The organism is Pseudomonas sp. OST1909 (assembly GCF_015277575.1).
In the GTDB taxonomy this organism is placed as follows: Bacteria; Pseudomonadota; Gammaproteobacteria; order Pseudomonadales; family Pseudomonadaceae; genus Aquipseudomonas; species Aquipseudomonas synxantha_A.
In genome coordinates this window covers 2,449,332-2,465,010 of sequence record NZ_CP063780.1, presented here as the reverse complement: position 1 = coordinate 2,465,010, position 15,679 = coordinate 2,449,332, and the positions used below count along the sequence as shown (strand labels likewise).

The 15,679-nt window shown below is 61.1% G+C and carries 11 protein-coding genes and 1 pseudogene; 11 read left to right on the top strand and 1 reads right to left on the bottom strand.

Going from position 1 to position 15,679, the window contains the following annotated elements; genetic code table 11:
- Positions 1-43: 43 nt before the first annotated feature.
- A complete protein-coding gene (gene inhA / locus IH404_RS10910) occupies positions 44-724 on the top strand; it encodes an isonitrile hydratase (protein ID WP_005786816.1) in 681 nt (226 codons plus the stop codon).
- 952 nt (positions 725-1,676) lie between these two features.
- Here the strand turns inward: inhA and IH404_RS10905 are convergent.
- Positions 1,677-1,847: pseudogene (locus IH404_RS10905) on the bottom strand (LysE family translocator); the annotation flags it as partial.
- A 131-nt stretch (positions 1,848-1,978) separates the two neighbouring features.
- On the opposite strand from IH404_RS10905, the gene IH404_RS10900 reads away from it, so the two are divergent.
- From IH404_RS10900 to IH404_RS10855, 10 genes are all read left to right on the top strand, one after another.
- A complete protein-coding gene (locus tag IH404_RS10900) occupies positions 1,979-2,494 on the top strand; it encodes a sigma-70 family RNA polymerase sigma factor (protein ID WP_032876877.1) in 516 nt (171 codons plus the stop codon).
- The gene (locus IH404_RS10895; protein ID WP_194440397.1) at positions 2,481-3,431 is read left to right on the top strand and encodes a FecR domain-containing protein; all 951 of its coding nucleotides are present in this window, start codon (positions 2,481-2,483) and stop codon (positions 3,429-3,431) included. Before IH404_RS10900 ends, IH404_RS10895 begins: the two co-directional genes overlap by 14 nt.
- Before the next feature lie 105 nt (positions 3,432-3,536).
- Positions 3,537-6,023 carry a TonB-dependent receptor gene (locus tag IH404_RS10890; protein WP_005786810.1) on the top strand — a complete coding sequence of 829 codons (2,487 nt, stop codon included), beginning with the start codon at positions 3,537-3,539 and terminating at the stop codon, positions 6,021-6,023.
- A 433-nt stretch (positions 6,024-6,456) separates the two neighbouring features.
- Complete coding sequence (locus IH404_RS10885; RefSeq protein WP_032876885.1) at positions 6,457-7,896, top strand: undecaprenyl-phosphate glucose phosphotransferase; 1,440 nt, start codon at positions 6,457-6,459, stop codon at positions 7,894-7,896.
- On the top strand, positions 7,896-9,356 hold the full coding sequence (locus IH404_RS10880; RefSeq protein WP_005786806.1) for a mannose-1-phosphate guanylyltransferase/mannose-6-phosphate isomerase: 1,461 nt from the start codon (positions 7,896-7,898) through the stop codon (positions 9,354-9,356). Before IH404_RS10885 ends, IH404_RS10880 begins: the two co-directional genes overlap by 1 nt.
- A complete protein-coding gene (locus IH404_RS10875) occupies positions 9,356-10,267 on the top strand; it encodes a glycosyltransferase (protein WP_194440396.1) in 912 nt (303 codons plus the stop codon). Before IH404_RS10880 ends, IH404_RS10875 begins: the two co-directional genes overlap by 1 nt.
- A 6-nt stretch (positions 10,268-10,273) precedes the next feature.
- A complete protein-coding gene (locus tag IH404_RS10870) occupies positions 10,274-11,101 on the top strand; it encodes a polysaccharide biosynthesis/export family protein (protein WP_005786802.1) in 828 nt (275 codons plus the stop codon).
- A 70-nt stretch (positions 11,102-11,171) separates the two neighbouring features.
- Positions 11,172-13,151: an exopolysaccharide transport family protein gene (locus tag IH404_RS10865; protein ID WP_005786801.1), complete on the top strand. Its 1,980-nt coding sequence runs from the start codon at positions 11,172-11,174 to the stop codon at positions 13,149-13,151.
- On the top strand, positions 13,151-14,332 hold the full coding sequence (locus tag IH404_RS10860) for a glycosyltransferase (RefSeq protein ID WP_194440395.1): 1,182 nt from the start codon (positions 13,151-13,153) through the stop codon (positions 14,330-14,332). Before IH404_RS10865 ends, IH404_RS10860 begins: the two co-directional genes overlap by 1 nt.
- On the top strand, positions 14,329-15,669 hold the full coding sequence (locus IH404_RS10855) for a beta-xylosidase (RefSeq protein WP_194440394.1): 1,341 nt from the start codon (positions 14,329-14,331) through the stop codon (positions 15,667-15,669). The genes IH404_RS10860 and IH404_RS10855 overlap by 4 nt, the downstream gene beginning before the upstream one ends.
- Positions 15,670-15,679: the final 10 nt, after the last annotated feature.

Sequence of the window (15,679 nt, the reverse complement as noted above, 5' to 3'; positions counted from 1 at the left end):
GGCTTCTACAGTGAGGTCGTCCATTTCTTTCGGAGCTTGCACCATGACCTTGCAGATCGGCTTTCTGTTGTTCCCCGGCATCCAGCAACTGGACCTGACCGGCCCCTATGATGTCCTCGGTTCGCTGCCAGACGTGAAGCTGCACCTGGTGTGGAAAGACCTCGCGCCGATCACCTCCAGCACTGGCCTAGTGTTCACGCCGACCATCACTTACGCCGACTGCCCGAACCTGGATGTGCTCTGCGTACCCGGTGGCGCCGGTGTGGGCCCTTTGATGGAAGACCCGCAAACCCTGGATTTTCTCAAGGCCCAGGCACAGACAGTGCGCTACATGACCTCGGTGTGCACCGGCTCATTGGTATTGGGCGCGGCAGGGTTGCTGCGCGGTCGCAAGGCCACGACCCACTGGGCCTACCACCACCTGCTCGCCCCGCTCGGTGCTATTCCCGTGCAGGAGCGCGTGGTGCGTGACGGCAACCTGTTTACCGGCGGCGGGATCACCGCCGGCATCGACTTTGCCCTGACCCTGGCCGCAGAGTTGTACAGCGAAGCGGCGGCGCAACTGGTGCAATTGCAAATCGAATATGCGCCGGCCCCACCGTTTGACTCCGGCCGCCCGGAGACTGCGCCCCGATATGTACTGGAGGAAGCCAACAAGCGCACGGTGGAGTCACGCAGAGTGCGTGGGGAGATTGTTGCGCGGGCGGCTGCGCGGTTGGGGTGAATGTTCATCCGTGGCGAGCCATCAACCTCAAAGGCCAGGTGCGCCGCTATGGCATTGATGGATTCCAGATCCTGGGAAGCATTGACCAGCAGGGTTTCTGTGTCGCGGTTGGGACGGAGGGTGAAGAGAAGGTTTGAATCTGAAGGAGGATTGGAGATGTCTTTGATCATGATGTAGTTCCTGAGAGTAATGGACTACTGGAGTAATTCGGATTTCTCACGTCCGGTCGCTGAATTGGCAGCGACTGGGCAAGACTAGTGACGACTGTTTCTAGCAGCAACCTTAAAGGGTTGTGGGAAAAAACCGGCTTCAGCGCCTGGACGCAAGGTGAGTCCTAGGCTGCTGTACGAAACTTCTTTTGATTCTTTCGGGGGTAAACGGCCTGTCCGGTTGTAGCCGACAGTAACCACGATGCGAAGCGAGCCGCTCTTGATCTCGATCTGCTTGTGATCTTGATCTTAAGCGCCCCGTTAAACCACGCTGGCCGGAATTCGACAGGGATTTGGGGGGTAAACCGGCAGGGATGCCGGTTTAGCCGCCCCGCGCCATGGATGGCGCGTGGCGGCGGCCCCCCCAAATCCCTGGCGGATTACGGGCACACCGAGCCCAGGCGAGGTGCCGAGTGGTGGGGCAAGAGCGTTTTGCTTACTTTTGCGCTTTTCAAAAGTGAGCCGCCGTCAGGGCGGAACCCTAAGTGGCCGTTACCGCAGGAATGGATATGTACTCGGTATGACTGTGTTGGCTGTCAGGCCGCCTTCGCGAGCAAGCCCGCTCCCACATTTGGATCGCGGGGTGTCAGGTAGAGAAGCATCGCCTGTCAGGCCGCTATCGCAGGCAAGCCAGCTCCCACAATTGGAGTGTGAGGTGTCAGGTAAATGAGCATCGACTGGCAGGCCGTTACGGGAGCAAGCTCCCTCGCCACACAGAAACCTGCTTGGCTTCCCGCGTGTCGTCAGGCAGGACGTGACATCACCGCCAAGCGCACGGCCAGCGCCATCAACACTGCCGCCAACCCCCACTTCTGCAGCCAGGCGCTTTTGGTGCGTTTGGCGAAGAAGCGGCTGAGCGCCCCGCCAAACATGCCCAGCAGTAGGTGAAACACACTCGCGATCAGCGTCAGCACGGCGCTCGCAGGCTCTACAAAAAATTGTGCTGGATACATTACTGACGCAGCGAACCAGTGATTGCTGAATGCCACAACCAACGTCTAGAATGCGAAACATTATCAATTAAGCCTGCTGCGCCAGGATGACCATGTCGAGCGATCACCCACTGGACCATGCCGCCATCGGCCAGCTTTACCAAGCCCACCATTCCTGGCTGCGCGGCTGGTTGAGCCGACGCACCGGCTGCCGTGAACACGCCGCTGACCTGGCGCAGGAAACCTTCGTGCGCCTGCTCAACGCGCGCAAGCAACAGACCTTGCAGCAGCCGCGTGCTTACTTGAGCAGCATCGCACGCAGTTTGATGATCGACCAGTACCGACGCCGCGAACTGGAACGTGCCTACCTGGAAAGCCTGGCGCACTTTCCCCAAGTCGAGGTGCCGAGCGAAGAAACCCGCCTGCTGATCCTCGACAGCCTGGCGCGCATCGACCGTTTGCTCGACCAGCTCAAGCCACGGGTGCGCGAGGCGTTTCTGTTGGCCCAACTGGACGGCCTGACCTGCGCGCAAATCGCTTTGCGCCTGGGCGTGTCCAAGGCCACGGTGGAGCGTGACCTGTCCAAGGCATTGCACGCCTGCTATCGGTTACGTTATGCCGAATGCTGATCCGCGCCTGGTGGACCAGGCCATCCAGTGGATGATCAAGCTGCGCTTCAACACCGCTGACGACGCCAGTACGGCGGCCTTCGAACAGTGGCTGCACACCAGCGCCGCGCATCAACTGGCGTGGCAGCGCGTGGCGACCATGAATGACGACTTCACCCAACTGCCGGCGCATGTCAGTCGCCATGCCCTCGATGGCGCGCGCCAACGTATCAGTCGGCGTGAAGGCTTGAAGCTGCTGGGGTTGTTGGCCGGCGCCGCCGGGTTGGCCTGGCTGGGTCGCGACTACACGCCCCTGCCCGCCCTGATGGCCGACTATTGCACCGCCACCGGCGAGCGGCGCTGGGTGGTGTTGAACGATGGCAGCAAGGTCCAGCTCAACAGCGCCAGTGCCATCGATATCACCCTGAATGCCGAGCGGCGTCTGGTGAACCTGCGTCAGGGTGAAGTGTTGGTCAATACCGGCGCTGACAACCGTCCGTTCTGGGTGCACACCCGCGATGGTTACCTGCGCACCCTCGGCACGCGCTTTGTGGTACGTGAAGAAGCCCAAGGTACGCTGCTGGCTGTGCAGCAGGGTGCGGTCGCGGTGTATGCCGACAGCCATGACGCCAGCGCACGCCAAATGATCAAGCCGGGCGAACAGGTGCTGTTCAACCGTAGCGGCATTCGCCCTTCTCCCACCAATGGCCTGGATCCCTGGGCCTGGAGCGACGGCGTCATCAGCGCCCACAATATGCGCCTTGACGACTTCCTGGCCGAACTGGGCCGCTACCGCAACGGCTTGCTCCGTTGCAGCGAAGCCGTCGCGGGGCTGCGGGTTTCGGGCACCTATCAACTGGAAGACACCGATCAGGTACTCAAGCTGGTGGCGCAATCGTTGTCGATCAATGTGACCTACCGCAGCCCCTATTGGGTGACCGTCTCCGCTCGGGTTTGAGCGGCCGAAAATAAATGAGGTGAATTCTCATTGCCATTCGACCTGTAAGGAAAGGCCGATCAACAGGCCGGTGTTGTCCACTTCCTTCAGGAGCATCCCGCGGTCATGCAAGCGTTCCCCTCCAAACGTTCCCCCCTCAGACACGCCCTCAATGCCACTCTTCTTGGCGCGTGCGTGGCAGCCAGCGCTTTGCCGTATACCGCAACAGCCCAGGAACCCCGCAGCGAGCGCCAGGCCCGCGCCTGGAATATTGCGCCCGGGCCTCTGGCGGGCGCCCTTGATCAGTTTGCGCGGCAGGCCGGTATCAGCCTGTCGTATGACGCGGGCAGCGTGGCCGGCAAAAGCAGCCCGGGGCTGAGCGGCACCCTGGCCCCACAACAGGCCCTGAGCCAGTTGCTTCAGGGCCAGGGTTTGCAGGCGCAAAGCCAGGGCCAGAACGCCTGGTTACTGCTACCTCAGCAGCAAGCCGGCTCGGCGCTGAGCCTGGGCGCCACCACCATCACTGGTGATCGTCTGGGCGCCACCACCGAAGGCAGCGGTTCCTACACCACCGGTGCGGTGACCATCGGCAAGGGCGAACATAGCCTGCGACGCACGCCGCAATCGGTGAGCGTGATGACCCGCAAGCTGATGGATGACCAGAACATCACCACCATCGACCAATTGCTGGAGCGCACGCCAGGGATCACCAGCTACGAGTCGCCCATGGGCGGCAAGTATTTTTACTCCCGGGGCTTCAAGATGCTCGGTCAGTACCAGTTCGATGGTGTGCCGCTGGACATCGGCAAGGACTACATACAGGCCGACAGTTTCAGCGCGAACATGGCGATTTATGACCGGGTAGAGGTGCTAAAAGGCGCCGCCGGTATGCTCAAGGGCGCCGGCACCGCCAGCGGTGCAGTGAACTTCGTGCGTAAGCGGCCCCAAGCCACCCCGACCACCAGCCTCGGGCTGTCGGCGGGCACCTGGGATAACTACCACGCCGAACTCGACACCGGCGGCCCGTTGAACGACAGCGGCACGGTGCGCGGCCGTGCGTCGGTCAGCCAGCAGAATCGTGGCTCCTACATGGACCTTGCCAAGCGCCAGGACCAGGCGTTTTACGCGGCGCTGGACATGGATGTCAGCCCTGACACCACCCTAGGCTTCGGCGCCAGCTATGAGGATGTCGACGCCACACCGTGCTGGAGCGGCCTGCCGCGCTACCGCGACGGCAAAAGCCTCGGCCTGAGCCGCTCCACCTGCCTGGGCCAGGCCTGGAACGATTGGCAAAGCCAGCGCACCACGCTGTTCGCCGATCTGACCCATCACTTCAACGACGACTGGAAGCTCAAAGTCAGCGCCGTGCATAGCCGCAACCTGCAAGACATCAAATACGCCGCCAGCGAAAGCACCGTGGACTATGGCAACCCGGCCCCTACGCTCACCAGCTACGCCGCGCTGCTGGATTACGATCACAAGGACTACGGCCTGGATGCCTACATTGATGGTCAATTCGAAGCGTTTGGCCTGCAACATGAGTTGATCCTCGGCGCCAATGGCAGTCGTGGCACCCAGGACGATGTCTACGCGATCCGCAACCTGCCCCAGCGCCAAAGCGTTTTCAACCCCAACCACCACTTCCCGGAACCTGCCGACGATACCTTCTGGCCCAACATGTACCGTGGCGGCACGGTCAAGGAAACCGCCACCCAATACGGCGCCTACGCCACCTTGCGCCTGCGTCTGGCCGAACCGTTGATGCTGGTTCTGGGCAGTCGCGTCAGTTGGTATGAAAACCGCCGTGAGTCCTTGAACCTGGCCTGGGGCGAGTGGGCCGACCAGGATGCACGCACCAAGGAAACCGGCGTGGTCACGCCGTTTGCCGCGCTGATCTACGACCTCAATGACAACCTTTCGGTGTACGCCAGCTACGCCGATATCTTCCAGCCACAAAGCTCCTACGCCACGGTCAGCGGTTCGGCGCTCAAGCCGAAAATGGGTGAGAACTACGAGCTGGGTATCAAGGGCGAATGGTTTGACGGGCGCCTCAACAGCTCCCTGGCGCTGTTTCGCGCCATCGAAAAAAACGCCGCCCAAACCGATTTCGAGACCCGCTGCGGCAGCTCCTCCGACGGCTACTGCTACACCGACACGGGCAAAGTTCGCGCCCAAGGGGTCGAGGCCGAGCTGAGCGGCGAATTGCTTGAACGCCTGCAAGTGTTTGGCGGCTACACCTACACGCAAACCAAGAACCTGAAGAACATCGACAGCGCAGCCGAAGGCGCGGTGTCCAACACCTACGTACCAAGGCATATGCTGCGTTTGTGGGGCGACTACCAGTTGGACGGTGCACTGTCAAAATGGACAGTCGGCGCCGGGGTCAACGCCCAAAGCAGCAATTACCGGTTGCAAACCATCAAACTGGAACAGGCCGGGTATGCGTTGTGGAATGCGCGCATTGCGTATCAGGTGGACGACACCTGGACTGTGGCGCTCAACGGCAACAACCTGTTCGATAAAAACTACTACCAGACCGTGGGTACCTCAGGCTGGGGTAATCTTTATGGAGAGCCGCGCAACCTTACGCTGAGCCTCAAAGGCAACTTCTAAACATCAGCAGTCCTTGCACCAGAGCCGGCAAGCCGGCCCTGGTTCGACAACCCCCCTTCCCCCGCCCTGCTTCTGTCAAAAAAAAGCTTTTTTCGCTGGCAGGCAAATCCCCACGTTTGTTCCTACACTCCAAAAAGCCATCATCGATTCTCGATTTTTCTGAAAGCATGGCCTCTCATGTCAATAAATCGTCATATCATGGGGGCCTCATGAGAGCCATTGAAGGCAGCGGCGAAAAAAGCCAAATCATTGACACGGAACCTCAAGGAAGCCACTATTTAGCCATCACTCCGTAAATTCCTGCGTCTGAACAGGCATTACGTATTACCCAGCAACTGCAGTTGTTCGATTTGCACCACTTGTAAAGCAAACCTGCCTTATGGATGAGCAAAACGAATAGGAACGTTCTGGTGGTGTATTGAGGATCTGATCTATGCGCGGTAAATCGTCGGTCGATAGCCTGTTTTTGACTCGTCCCGGTTTCGTTGAGTTTTTTGTCGTCTTCGTAAAACTGATCCACGGCCTCACTGCTGTGGTGCCGGCAATTATCCTGTTGTTCTACCCGGAACCCGTCGCCGAGCACATGCGCAACCACTACCTGGGCCTGCTGGTATTCTTTGCGCTCTTGACCATCATTCTGTTCCAGGCCCTGGGGGTGTACTCCGAGGATCTGTTCAGCAATCGCCTGCGTTTTCGCGTGATGCTGGTGGCCTGGGTCTCGGCGTTTTGCATCCTGCTGTTCATGTACCAGATCCTGCTGCTGTTCCCACAGTTGAGCCCACGCAACCTGGCGGCCTGGTTCTCCATGAGCCTGGTGCTGTTTGGCGTGGAACGGATATTGATGCTGCGCCTGTATCGCCATTTGATGAAGAACGGCAAATTCTTGCAGCGTACGGTGATCCTGGGTTTTACCGAGACGGCGGTGCATGTGGCTGAACACCTGTCGCGCAACAGCGATATCCGTTCCGGCCTGATCGGCTTTATCGACGACCGTACCGAGCGCATTCCCAAGGAACTGAGCCGCCTGCCCTTGCTGGGCAATACCCGCGACCTGGAAAAGCTGATCCGCTCCGAACAGGTCAACCAGGTCATGATCACCCTGCCCTGGGCTGCCGAGCAGCGTATCAACGGGCTGGTCAAACGCCTGCGGCAGATGTCGGTGAACGTCATGCTGGTGCCCGACATGGCGGCCTTGCGTTATGGGCATAACCGCATCACCGATGTGGGCGGCATCCTGATGTTCAACACCTCGCAGTTGCCGCTGCGCGGCTGGTCGCCCTTTATCAAGCGTTGCGAAGACCTGCTGCTGGCCAGCCTCGGCCTGTTGTTGCTGTCACCGGTGATGCTGGCGACGGCCATCGCGATCAAACTCGATTCCAAGGGCCCGGTGCTGTTTCGCCAGAAGCGCTTTGGCTACAACGACAACCTGATCCGGGTGTTCAAGTTCCGCTCGATGTACGTGGAACAGACCGACCTCAACGCCGAGAACCAGACCACACGCCAGGACCCGCGCATCACCCGGGTAGGCAGGATCATTCGCAAGACCAGCATCGATGAGCTGCCACAACTGTTCAACGTGCTGCTGGGCAATATGTCGATGGTCGGCCCGCGCCCCCACGCCACGGCCACCAAGGCCGCCGGGATTCCGTTCGAGCAAGCGGTCAGCGAATACAGCTCACGCCACCGGGTCAAGCCAGGCATCACCGGCTGGGCACAGATCAATGGCTACCGTGGCGAGACCGACACCCTGTTCAAAATCCAGAAGCGCGTCGAATACGACCTGGAATACATCGCCAAATGGTCGGTGTGGCTGGATCTGTACATCGTTTTCATGACGGTTCCGGCCGTCCTTTCCACCAAGGAAGTCTATTGATGAACCCTCTTAACGGATTGATCCCGTGCATCATCTCCGGTGGTTCGGGCACGCGGCTGTGGCCGGTTTCGCGGCAGAACATGCCCAAACCCTTCATGCGCATGCGCGATGACCAGAGCCTGCTGCAAAAGACCTTCCTGCGCGCCAGTCACTTGCCGGGGGTGGAGAGCATCCTGACGGTGACCAACCGCGACCTGCTGTTTCGCACCCTCGACGACTACCGTGCGGTGAACACTCAGCGATTGGCCCTGGAGCTGCTGCTGGAGCCGTTTGGCCGTAACACCGCCGCCGCCATCGCCGTGGCCGCCTTGCATGTGCAGGAGCATTTCGGCGCTGAAGCACAGTTGCTGGTGATGCCCGCCGATCACCTGATCCTGGATGAAACGGCCTTCGCCCAAGCGGTGGAAAAAGCCCGTGCGCTGGCCGAGGCCGGTTACCTGGTGACCTTCGGCATTCAGCCTGACCGTGCCGAAACCGGCTTTGGCTATATCGAACAAGGCGCAGCGTTGGGGGCCGGGTTTCAGGTCCGGCGCTTTGTCGAGAAGCCCGATCTGGCCACCGCCCAAGGCTATCTGGACGGCGGCAAGCACCTGTGGAATGCCGGCATGTTCTGCTTCAAGGCGGCCAGCCTGTTGGAAGAATTGGCCAGCCACGCCCCGGCAGTCCTGGACGCTGCCAAGGCCGCACTCGAGCACAGCCAGAGCCTGCAGAACAGCAGCAGTCGCCAGCGTGAGCTGAGCCCGGAAGGTTTCGGTACCGCGCCGGACATCTCCATCGACGTGGCCCTGATGGAAAAATCCGCAAAGGTCGCGGTCGTGCCCTGCAACATTGGCTGGAGCGATATCGGCTCCTGGGAAGCGCTGCGCCAACTCACCCCCAGTGATGACAATGGCAACCAGATCAATGGCGAGGCGATCCTGCACGACGTGCATAACTGCTACATCGACTCGCCCAAGCGGGTACTCGGTGCAGTGGGCGTGCGCGATCTGATCATCGTCGACACCCCGGACGCACTGTTGATCGCCGACGCCCACCGCAGCCAGGACGTGCGCTATATCGTCGCCGAACTCAAGCGCCAGAATCACCCGGCGTTCAGTCTGCACCGCACGGTCACCCGCCCGTGGGGCACCTACACGGTGCTGGAAGAAAGCACGCGTTTCAAAATCAAGCGCATTGTGGTCAAGCCCAAAGGCTCGCTGTCCCTGCAAATGCACCATCACCGCAGCGAGCATTGGGTAGTGGTCAGCGGCGCAGCGATGATCACCAATGGCGAGCGCGAAATCCTGCTCAACATGAACGAGTCCACCTATATTCCCGCCGGCCACAAACACCGCCTGACCAACCCCGGCATCATCGATCTGGTGATGATCGAGGTACAGAGCGGTGAGTACCTGGGCGAAGACGACATCGTGCGTTATGACGACATCTACGGCCGCGCGCCGGTGGAAGAGAAACCCTGATGCGCACGTCCCTGATCATCCCCACCCGCAACGCGGCCAGCCATCTGGACCGCCTGCTGCCAGCGCTGCGCATGCAGACCCTGCAACCGGACGAGATGCTGGTGGTCGACAGCGCATCGAGCGATGACACCGTGGCGCGTTTTCGCGAGTTTGGCGCGCGTGTGGAGGTGATTGATGCCCGCGACTTCAACCACGGCGGCACCCGGCGCTGGGCCAGTGAACAGGTGGGCGGCGACGCTTTGATCGTCATGACTCAGGACGCGATCCCCGCCACGGCCGAGACCTTCGCCAACCTGATCGCCGAATTGCAACTGGAGCCGCTCAATGGCGTGGCCTATGGACGGCAGTTGCCGCACCCCGGTGCAGGGGTGCTGGGGGCACAGTCGCGGCACTTCAACTACCCGGCGGCCAGCCGCAGCAAAAGCCTGGCCGATGCACCGCAGCTAGGGATCAAAACCTGCTTCAGCTCCGACTCGTTTTCGGTGTACCGACGCAGCGCCCTGCAGGCGGTGGGTGGTTTTCCCCAGGATGTGATTGGCAGCGAAGACGCCTACGTCGCCGCACGCATGTTGCTGGCCGGCTACCAGGTGCGCTACGCCGCCAGCGCGCAGGTTTATCACTCCCATGATTACCGCTTGCTGGACGAGTTCAAGCGCTACTTCGATATCGGTGTGTTCTACGGCCGCGAGGCGTGGATTCGCCAGGCGTTCGGCGACGCCGGCGGCGAAGGTAAACGTTATGTGCTGGCCGAACTGCGCGCATTGCGCGAGGCCAACGCGCTGCACCGTGCGCCGGAAGTGGTGGTGCGCAGCGCCTTTAAATTGCTGGGTTATCGCCTCGGCCACCTTGAACGCCACTTGCCCAACTCGCTTAAACGGCGCCTGGGCATGTTTTCCACCTACTGGACTTGAGCCGTCATGAAGACTACCAACCGACGTTCCCGTCTTACCCTGCTCAGCCTCTTGAGTGCCTCAATCTGGCTGGCGGGCTGTTCGACCCCCGCGCGGGTGCCGCTTCCTGACAACAATACGCTCAAGGCCGGCCATCAAGCGGCGCTGACCCTGGCCGACCTGCCACCACCGCAGGTGCTGATCCAGACCGGCGACTCGCTGCGGATCGTGCGCGATGCCCAGGAACCGGCGGCGGCCGATGACATGACCGTATTCGTCGTGCGCCCCGACGGCGTGATCTCGGTGCCCAATATTGGCCGGGTCAAGGCCGCCCTGCGCACGCCCGAAGACCTGGGCAAGGAAATCACCGAGAAGTACAAGCGCATCTACCGCGAACCGGCGGTGACGGTGAACATCGCCAGCGCACCGAGCAACAAGGTGTTTATCGGCGGCGCGGTGTCCAACCCGGCGTTTTTCGACCTGGCCGGCAACGTCAGCGTCGAGCAGGCGCTGCTCAGTTCCGGTGGTGTATTGCCCTCGGCGGATGCCTCCAACGTGGCCTTGCTGCGCACCGGGCCAGATGGCAAGTACAGGACGTACTTCATCAGCCTGGAGAGCATGTTGACCAACCCCAATCACCCGCGGGTGGCGTTGCAGCGCGGCGACTTGATCTTTGTGCCGCAGTCGGGCATCGGCGCGACGGTGGAAGCCGTGGATATGTACTTCACCAAGCTGTTTCCCATCAACAAAGGGATTGGCGTGGGCTTTAACTACGACCTGAACAAGAGCGACGTGAAAAACAGCGGCAACACCATCTACAACAACCCAACCATCAACGCAGGCCAAGGATTATGAAGCGGGCGTCGTATCACTCGAACCAAGCGTTCCCGTCTTTCGTAAACCCCATATGCAATGGAGTGATCCTGTGATCGAAATCCGCTCTCTTCGCGACCTGCTGCGGCTGTTTTTCATCTACCGCCGCGAATTCAAACTGGCAGTGATCACCACGATCGTCGTCGCGGTGCTGGGTGCCTTCCTGTTGCCGGCTCGCTACGAGTCCGACGCGCGCTTGCTGGTCAAGCCGGGGCGGGACAACACCACCGTGCCGATCGAAGCCGGCAACCGCCAGACGCTGATTGCCCCGAGCACCCAGCACGACCCGATTGTCGACGAAGAAAAAATGCTCACGGGCCGGCCCATCGTGCATATCGTTGCCGAGCGCTATATGGCGATGACCTCCGAGCCGCCGCAGGGCTTCTGGAAGGTCACCAAGTTCTACATCAAGAAGGGCCTTGGCGAAGTCATCAATGGCATACGCAGTGTGCTGCAGTTTGTGGGCCTTGCCGAGAAACAAAGCCCGCTGGAGCGCCTCGCGACCTCGCTGGAGAAGAACTTCAAAGCCGGTCACGAGCCGGGCTCTTCGGTGATCGAGATTTCCTTCACTTGGGACGACCCGGCGGTGGCGCAAAAAATCGTCGAGGAATGGGTCAACGCCTACCTTGAGGAACGTGCGCGGATTCTCGGGCGCAAGAGCCTGCATACCTTCTACGAAACCGAACGCGCCAAGGTGGCGGAAAATATCCAAAGCCTGAAGGACCAACTGCAAGGCCGTTTGAAGCAGATCGATTCGATCAGTGTCGATGCGCGCCTGAAGAACCTCACCAGTCAGATCGACCGTGTCACCGACGCCAAGGTCAGCGCACAGAACCAGATCTCGGGCATTCGCAGCCTCCTGGCCAATGCCAGCCAGCAGATCAAGAGCCAGCCGGCAGACGTGGTGACGATGCGCGAAACCAGCCTCAACCCCACCCAACTGGACCTCAAGCGCCAGCTCAATGCGCTGCAAGTGGAACGCGCACGCCTGTTGCGCACCTACCTGCCGGGCACGCCGCAGGTCAATCAGATCGAGCAGAACATCCGCGACATTGAAGCCCTCAGCGCTCAGGAAGCTACGCGCCTGGAACGCTCGCAAAACACTGCGCCCAACAGCTTGGTGATCAACGTCAAGCAGCAAGTGATCGACGCCCAATTGCAAGAGCGCAAACTGGCCGGGGAAATCGAGAACTACGACAAGACCCTCGCCGAACTGCGTGACCAGCGTGACAAGGCGATGACCGATGAGCCGGAACTCAACAAGCTGAGCCAACAACTGCGCGCCGCCGAAAAAAGCTACGCCTTGTACTCGGACAATCTTGAACAGGCGCGTATCGATCACGAACTGGACAACAGCCAGATCAGCAACATCGCGCTGATCGAACACGCCACCCTGAACCCGTCACGTGTGTTTCCCAAGAGCCTGCTGATTCTGTTGTTCGCCATTCCCGCCGGCGTAGCCGTGGGCTTTTTGACCATTTATGTGCTGTACCTGCTGGACCAGCGCATCCACGATGGCACCCGCTTGCAGGAGATGTTCCAGGTGCCGCTGTGGAGCAGCATCCCCGACGTGCAAGACGCCACGCCGGCCGCCGTCACCGCCAGCCTCTATCGCCTGTACAGCCTGCTGCCCCTGGAGCGCATCGCCAGTGAAGGCTTTGCCCTGGGCCTGACCTCGGCGCGGCATGGCGAGGGCGTGACGTTTATCATCGAGCAGCTCAAGCGCCTGCTGGAAGAACGTGGCCATCGCGTCTCGGTCGACGGGGCGAACGCGCCCACGGCGGGTGAAGTGCTGTTGCTGGACGCCTCGGCCTTGTCGTCCAACCCACAGGCCTTCCTGACGCTACGCCGTGCCGACCAGATCGTGCTGGTGATCGAAGCCCGCACCAGTACCGTACCGACCATCGAAAACGCGGTGTCGCTGCTGACCACCGCGTTCGGCAAAGTCGACGGCATGATCCTCAACCGCCGCCGCTTCGAAGTACCGGCCAAGGTCCTGGCGCGGATCAACAGCTGGCGCGGTGCGGCCTGATGCGTATTGCATTGCTGGCACCTCTGCCGCCGGAGCAGACCGGGATCGCCGATTACGCCGCGCATTTGCGCAACGCGTTGATCGAACTGGGCCTTGAAGTGGTGACCCCCCTCGCGGGTTGCCAGGACCTGGCTGAACAGTTGCGGCGCTTGCAAGCCTTTGACTGGCACGGTGTGGATCTGGTCCATGCCGAACTGGGAGGTGGGCGCTTCGGTGAGTTCCAGGCGCTTGACTACCTGCGCCGGGCACACCCACAACTGCCGTTGACTGCCACGGTGCATGACCCGGAGCGCTTGATCTGGCGCCGGGCCAAGCTGTTTTTCCCCTTGACCCTGCTCGAACGCCTGCCCCACCCGCTGCCCCAGGCGGCGGCGCTGCTGGCCGACCCGCTGACCTTGCACGAAGAACGACGCCTGGCCAAAGATATGCGCCGGCTGATCACCCTAACCCGCCTGGGAGGCGACTGCCTGCGCCAACGCATGGGCCTGCGCCCGCAGCAAGTGGCGGTGATTGCTCACGGCAACCTGCCCATCGCGCCCCAGGACTTGCCGCCGCTTGCGCCGCTGCGTCTGTTGTATTTCGGCTTTATCTATCGCGGCAAGGGCATTGAAGATCTGCTCCAGGCCCTGGCCCAGTCACTGGCCGCTCACCCGCAATGCCGAGGCCAGGTGCGCCTGACCCTGGCCGGCGGCACCGCCCCGGAAATGACCTTCGACCCGGCCGGCAACTACCTCGACGGCCTGCGCCAACAGATCAGCGCGCTGCACCTGGAGGATGTGGTGGACTGGCAGCTGGACCTGCCATCGGCGCAGATCGCCGCTACGATCCAGGCGCACCATGTGATGGTGCTGCCCTACCGTGAATCGAAAAAACTCGGTTTCCTGGGACAGATGCGTGGCACCAGTGGCGCGCTGTCGTGGGCCAATGCCTGCGGGCGCGGGGTGATCACCTCCAATGCGCGTGCCTTTGCTGAAGAGGTGGCCGGCGGCAATGGCATCACCTATCAGCAGGGCGATATCGATTCCTTGAGCAACGCCTTGAACCGCTTGATCCTCGACCCGCAGCAGGCCCGGCAATGGGCTGCCCGGGCAGCGGAAATCGGCCACCAACGCCAGTGGGCCACCACGGCCCAACGTTTTGCCGAATTATTTCGGGATGCTTGTGAGGAGCCGTTGCGATGAATATTTCATCTGTTCGCCCGATGTGGCGCTATCTGCCGCTGGTGCTGGCAATCGCCGTGGGTGGCGCCCTGCTGTCGAGTGAAAAAGTCGATGCGCAGCCGGTGAATCTGGCCCCGGAGCGCACTGTGGTATGGAAGGACTTCCTTGGCGTGAACGCGCACTTTCTGTGGTTCACGCCCGAGCAGTACCGCCAGCAGATCAAGCAATACAAGAAACTTGGGTTGCAATGGGTGCGGGTCGACCTGCACTGGGATCGCCTGGAGCCCACAGAAGACGGTTATCAACTCAGCACCTTCGATGAACTGGACCGCACCCTGAGCGCTGAAAAAATCCGCTCGGTGTTTTACCTGGTGGGCTCGGCGCCCTTTATCACCACCGCCCCCAAGGGCGCGCAGTTCCAGGACCAGTATCGCCCGCGGGGCCCCGAAATCTACGCGCTGCGCCTGGCACTCCTGGCCAAGCGCTACCCCAATATCGATGCCTGGCAGGTGTGGAACGAGCAGAACCTGCCGAACAACTGGCGCCCCAAAGTCAACGCCAAGGAGTACGGGCAATTGTTATTGGCCAGTCACCAGGCGTTGAATATTGCCGCGCCCGGCAAACTGCAGGTCATGGGCGGCATGGCGTACTACAGCCAGATGCCGCCGCGGGGCAAAACCCTGATGTTCGAAGCGCTTGGCGCGCTGGGCGTGCAAAACCTGGGCATGGTCGCGGCCTATCACCCTTATTCGATGACCCCGGAAACCGATGAACCGGGCAAGAACGAAGTGCTGCTGCGCGGCGATCAACTCAATACCATGCTGCACGGCGCCGGCATCAAGAACGTATGGGCTACCGAGTGGGGCTGGTCCAGCTATGCCGGCCCCAAGGAGATGCAGGACCTGATCGGTATCGACGGGCAGGCCGACTACACCTTGCGCCGCCTGGCGTTGATGGCGTCCCAGGACTATCAGAAGATTTTCCTGTTCGCGCTGTCCGACCTCGACCAACGCGCCTCGCCACGCGACCAGCATTACGGCCTGCTGAACCTGGACGGCGAACCCAAGCCGGTCTACACCGCCCTCGCCCGCTTCCTCGAGATCACCGGCCCCTCCCTTAAACCCGGCACCACGCCAAAGCTTGAGGATGTGCCGGACAGTTTCTACAGCGTGGCCTGGACTCGGCCTGACGGAAAACACCTGTTGATGTACTGGAGTGCCAAAGGCAGCAGCATCAGCCTGCCGGACATCAAACACGCAGAACTGCTGGACCCGCTGACCGGAACTCGGCAGCCCCTGAACGACGACAACGGTATTCGCCCAGCGGTGAAGCCGAGTTTGCAGATACTGGTGTGGTAGCCCCGGGCAT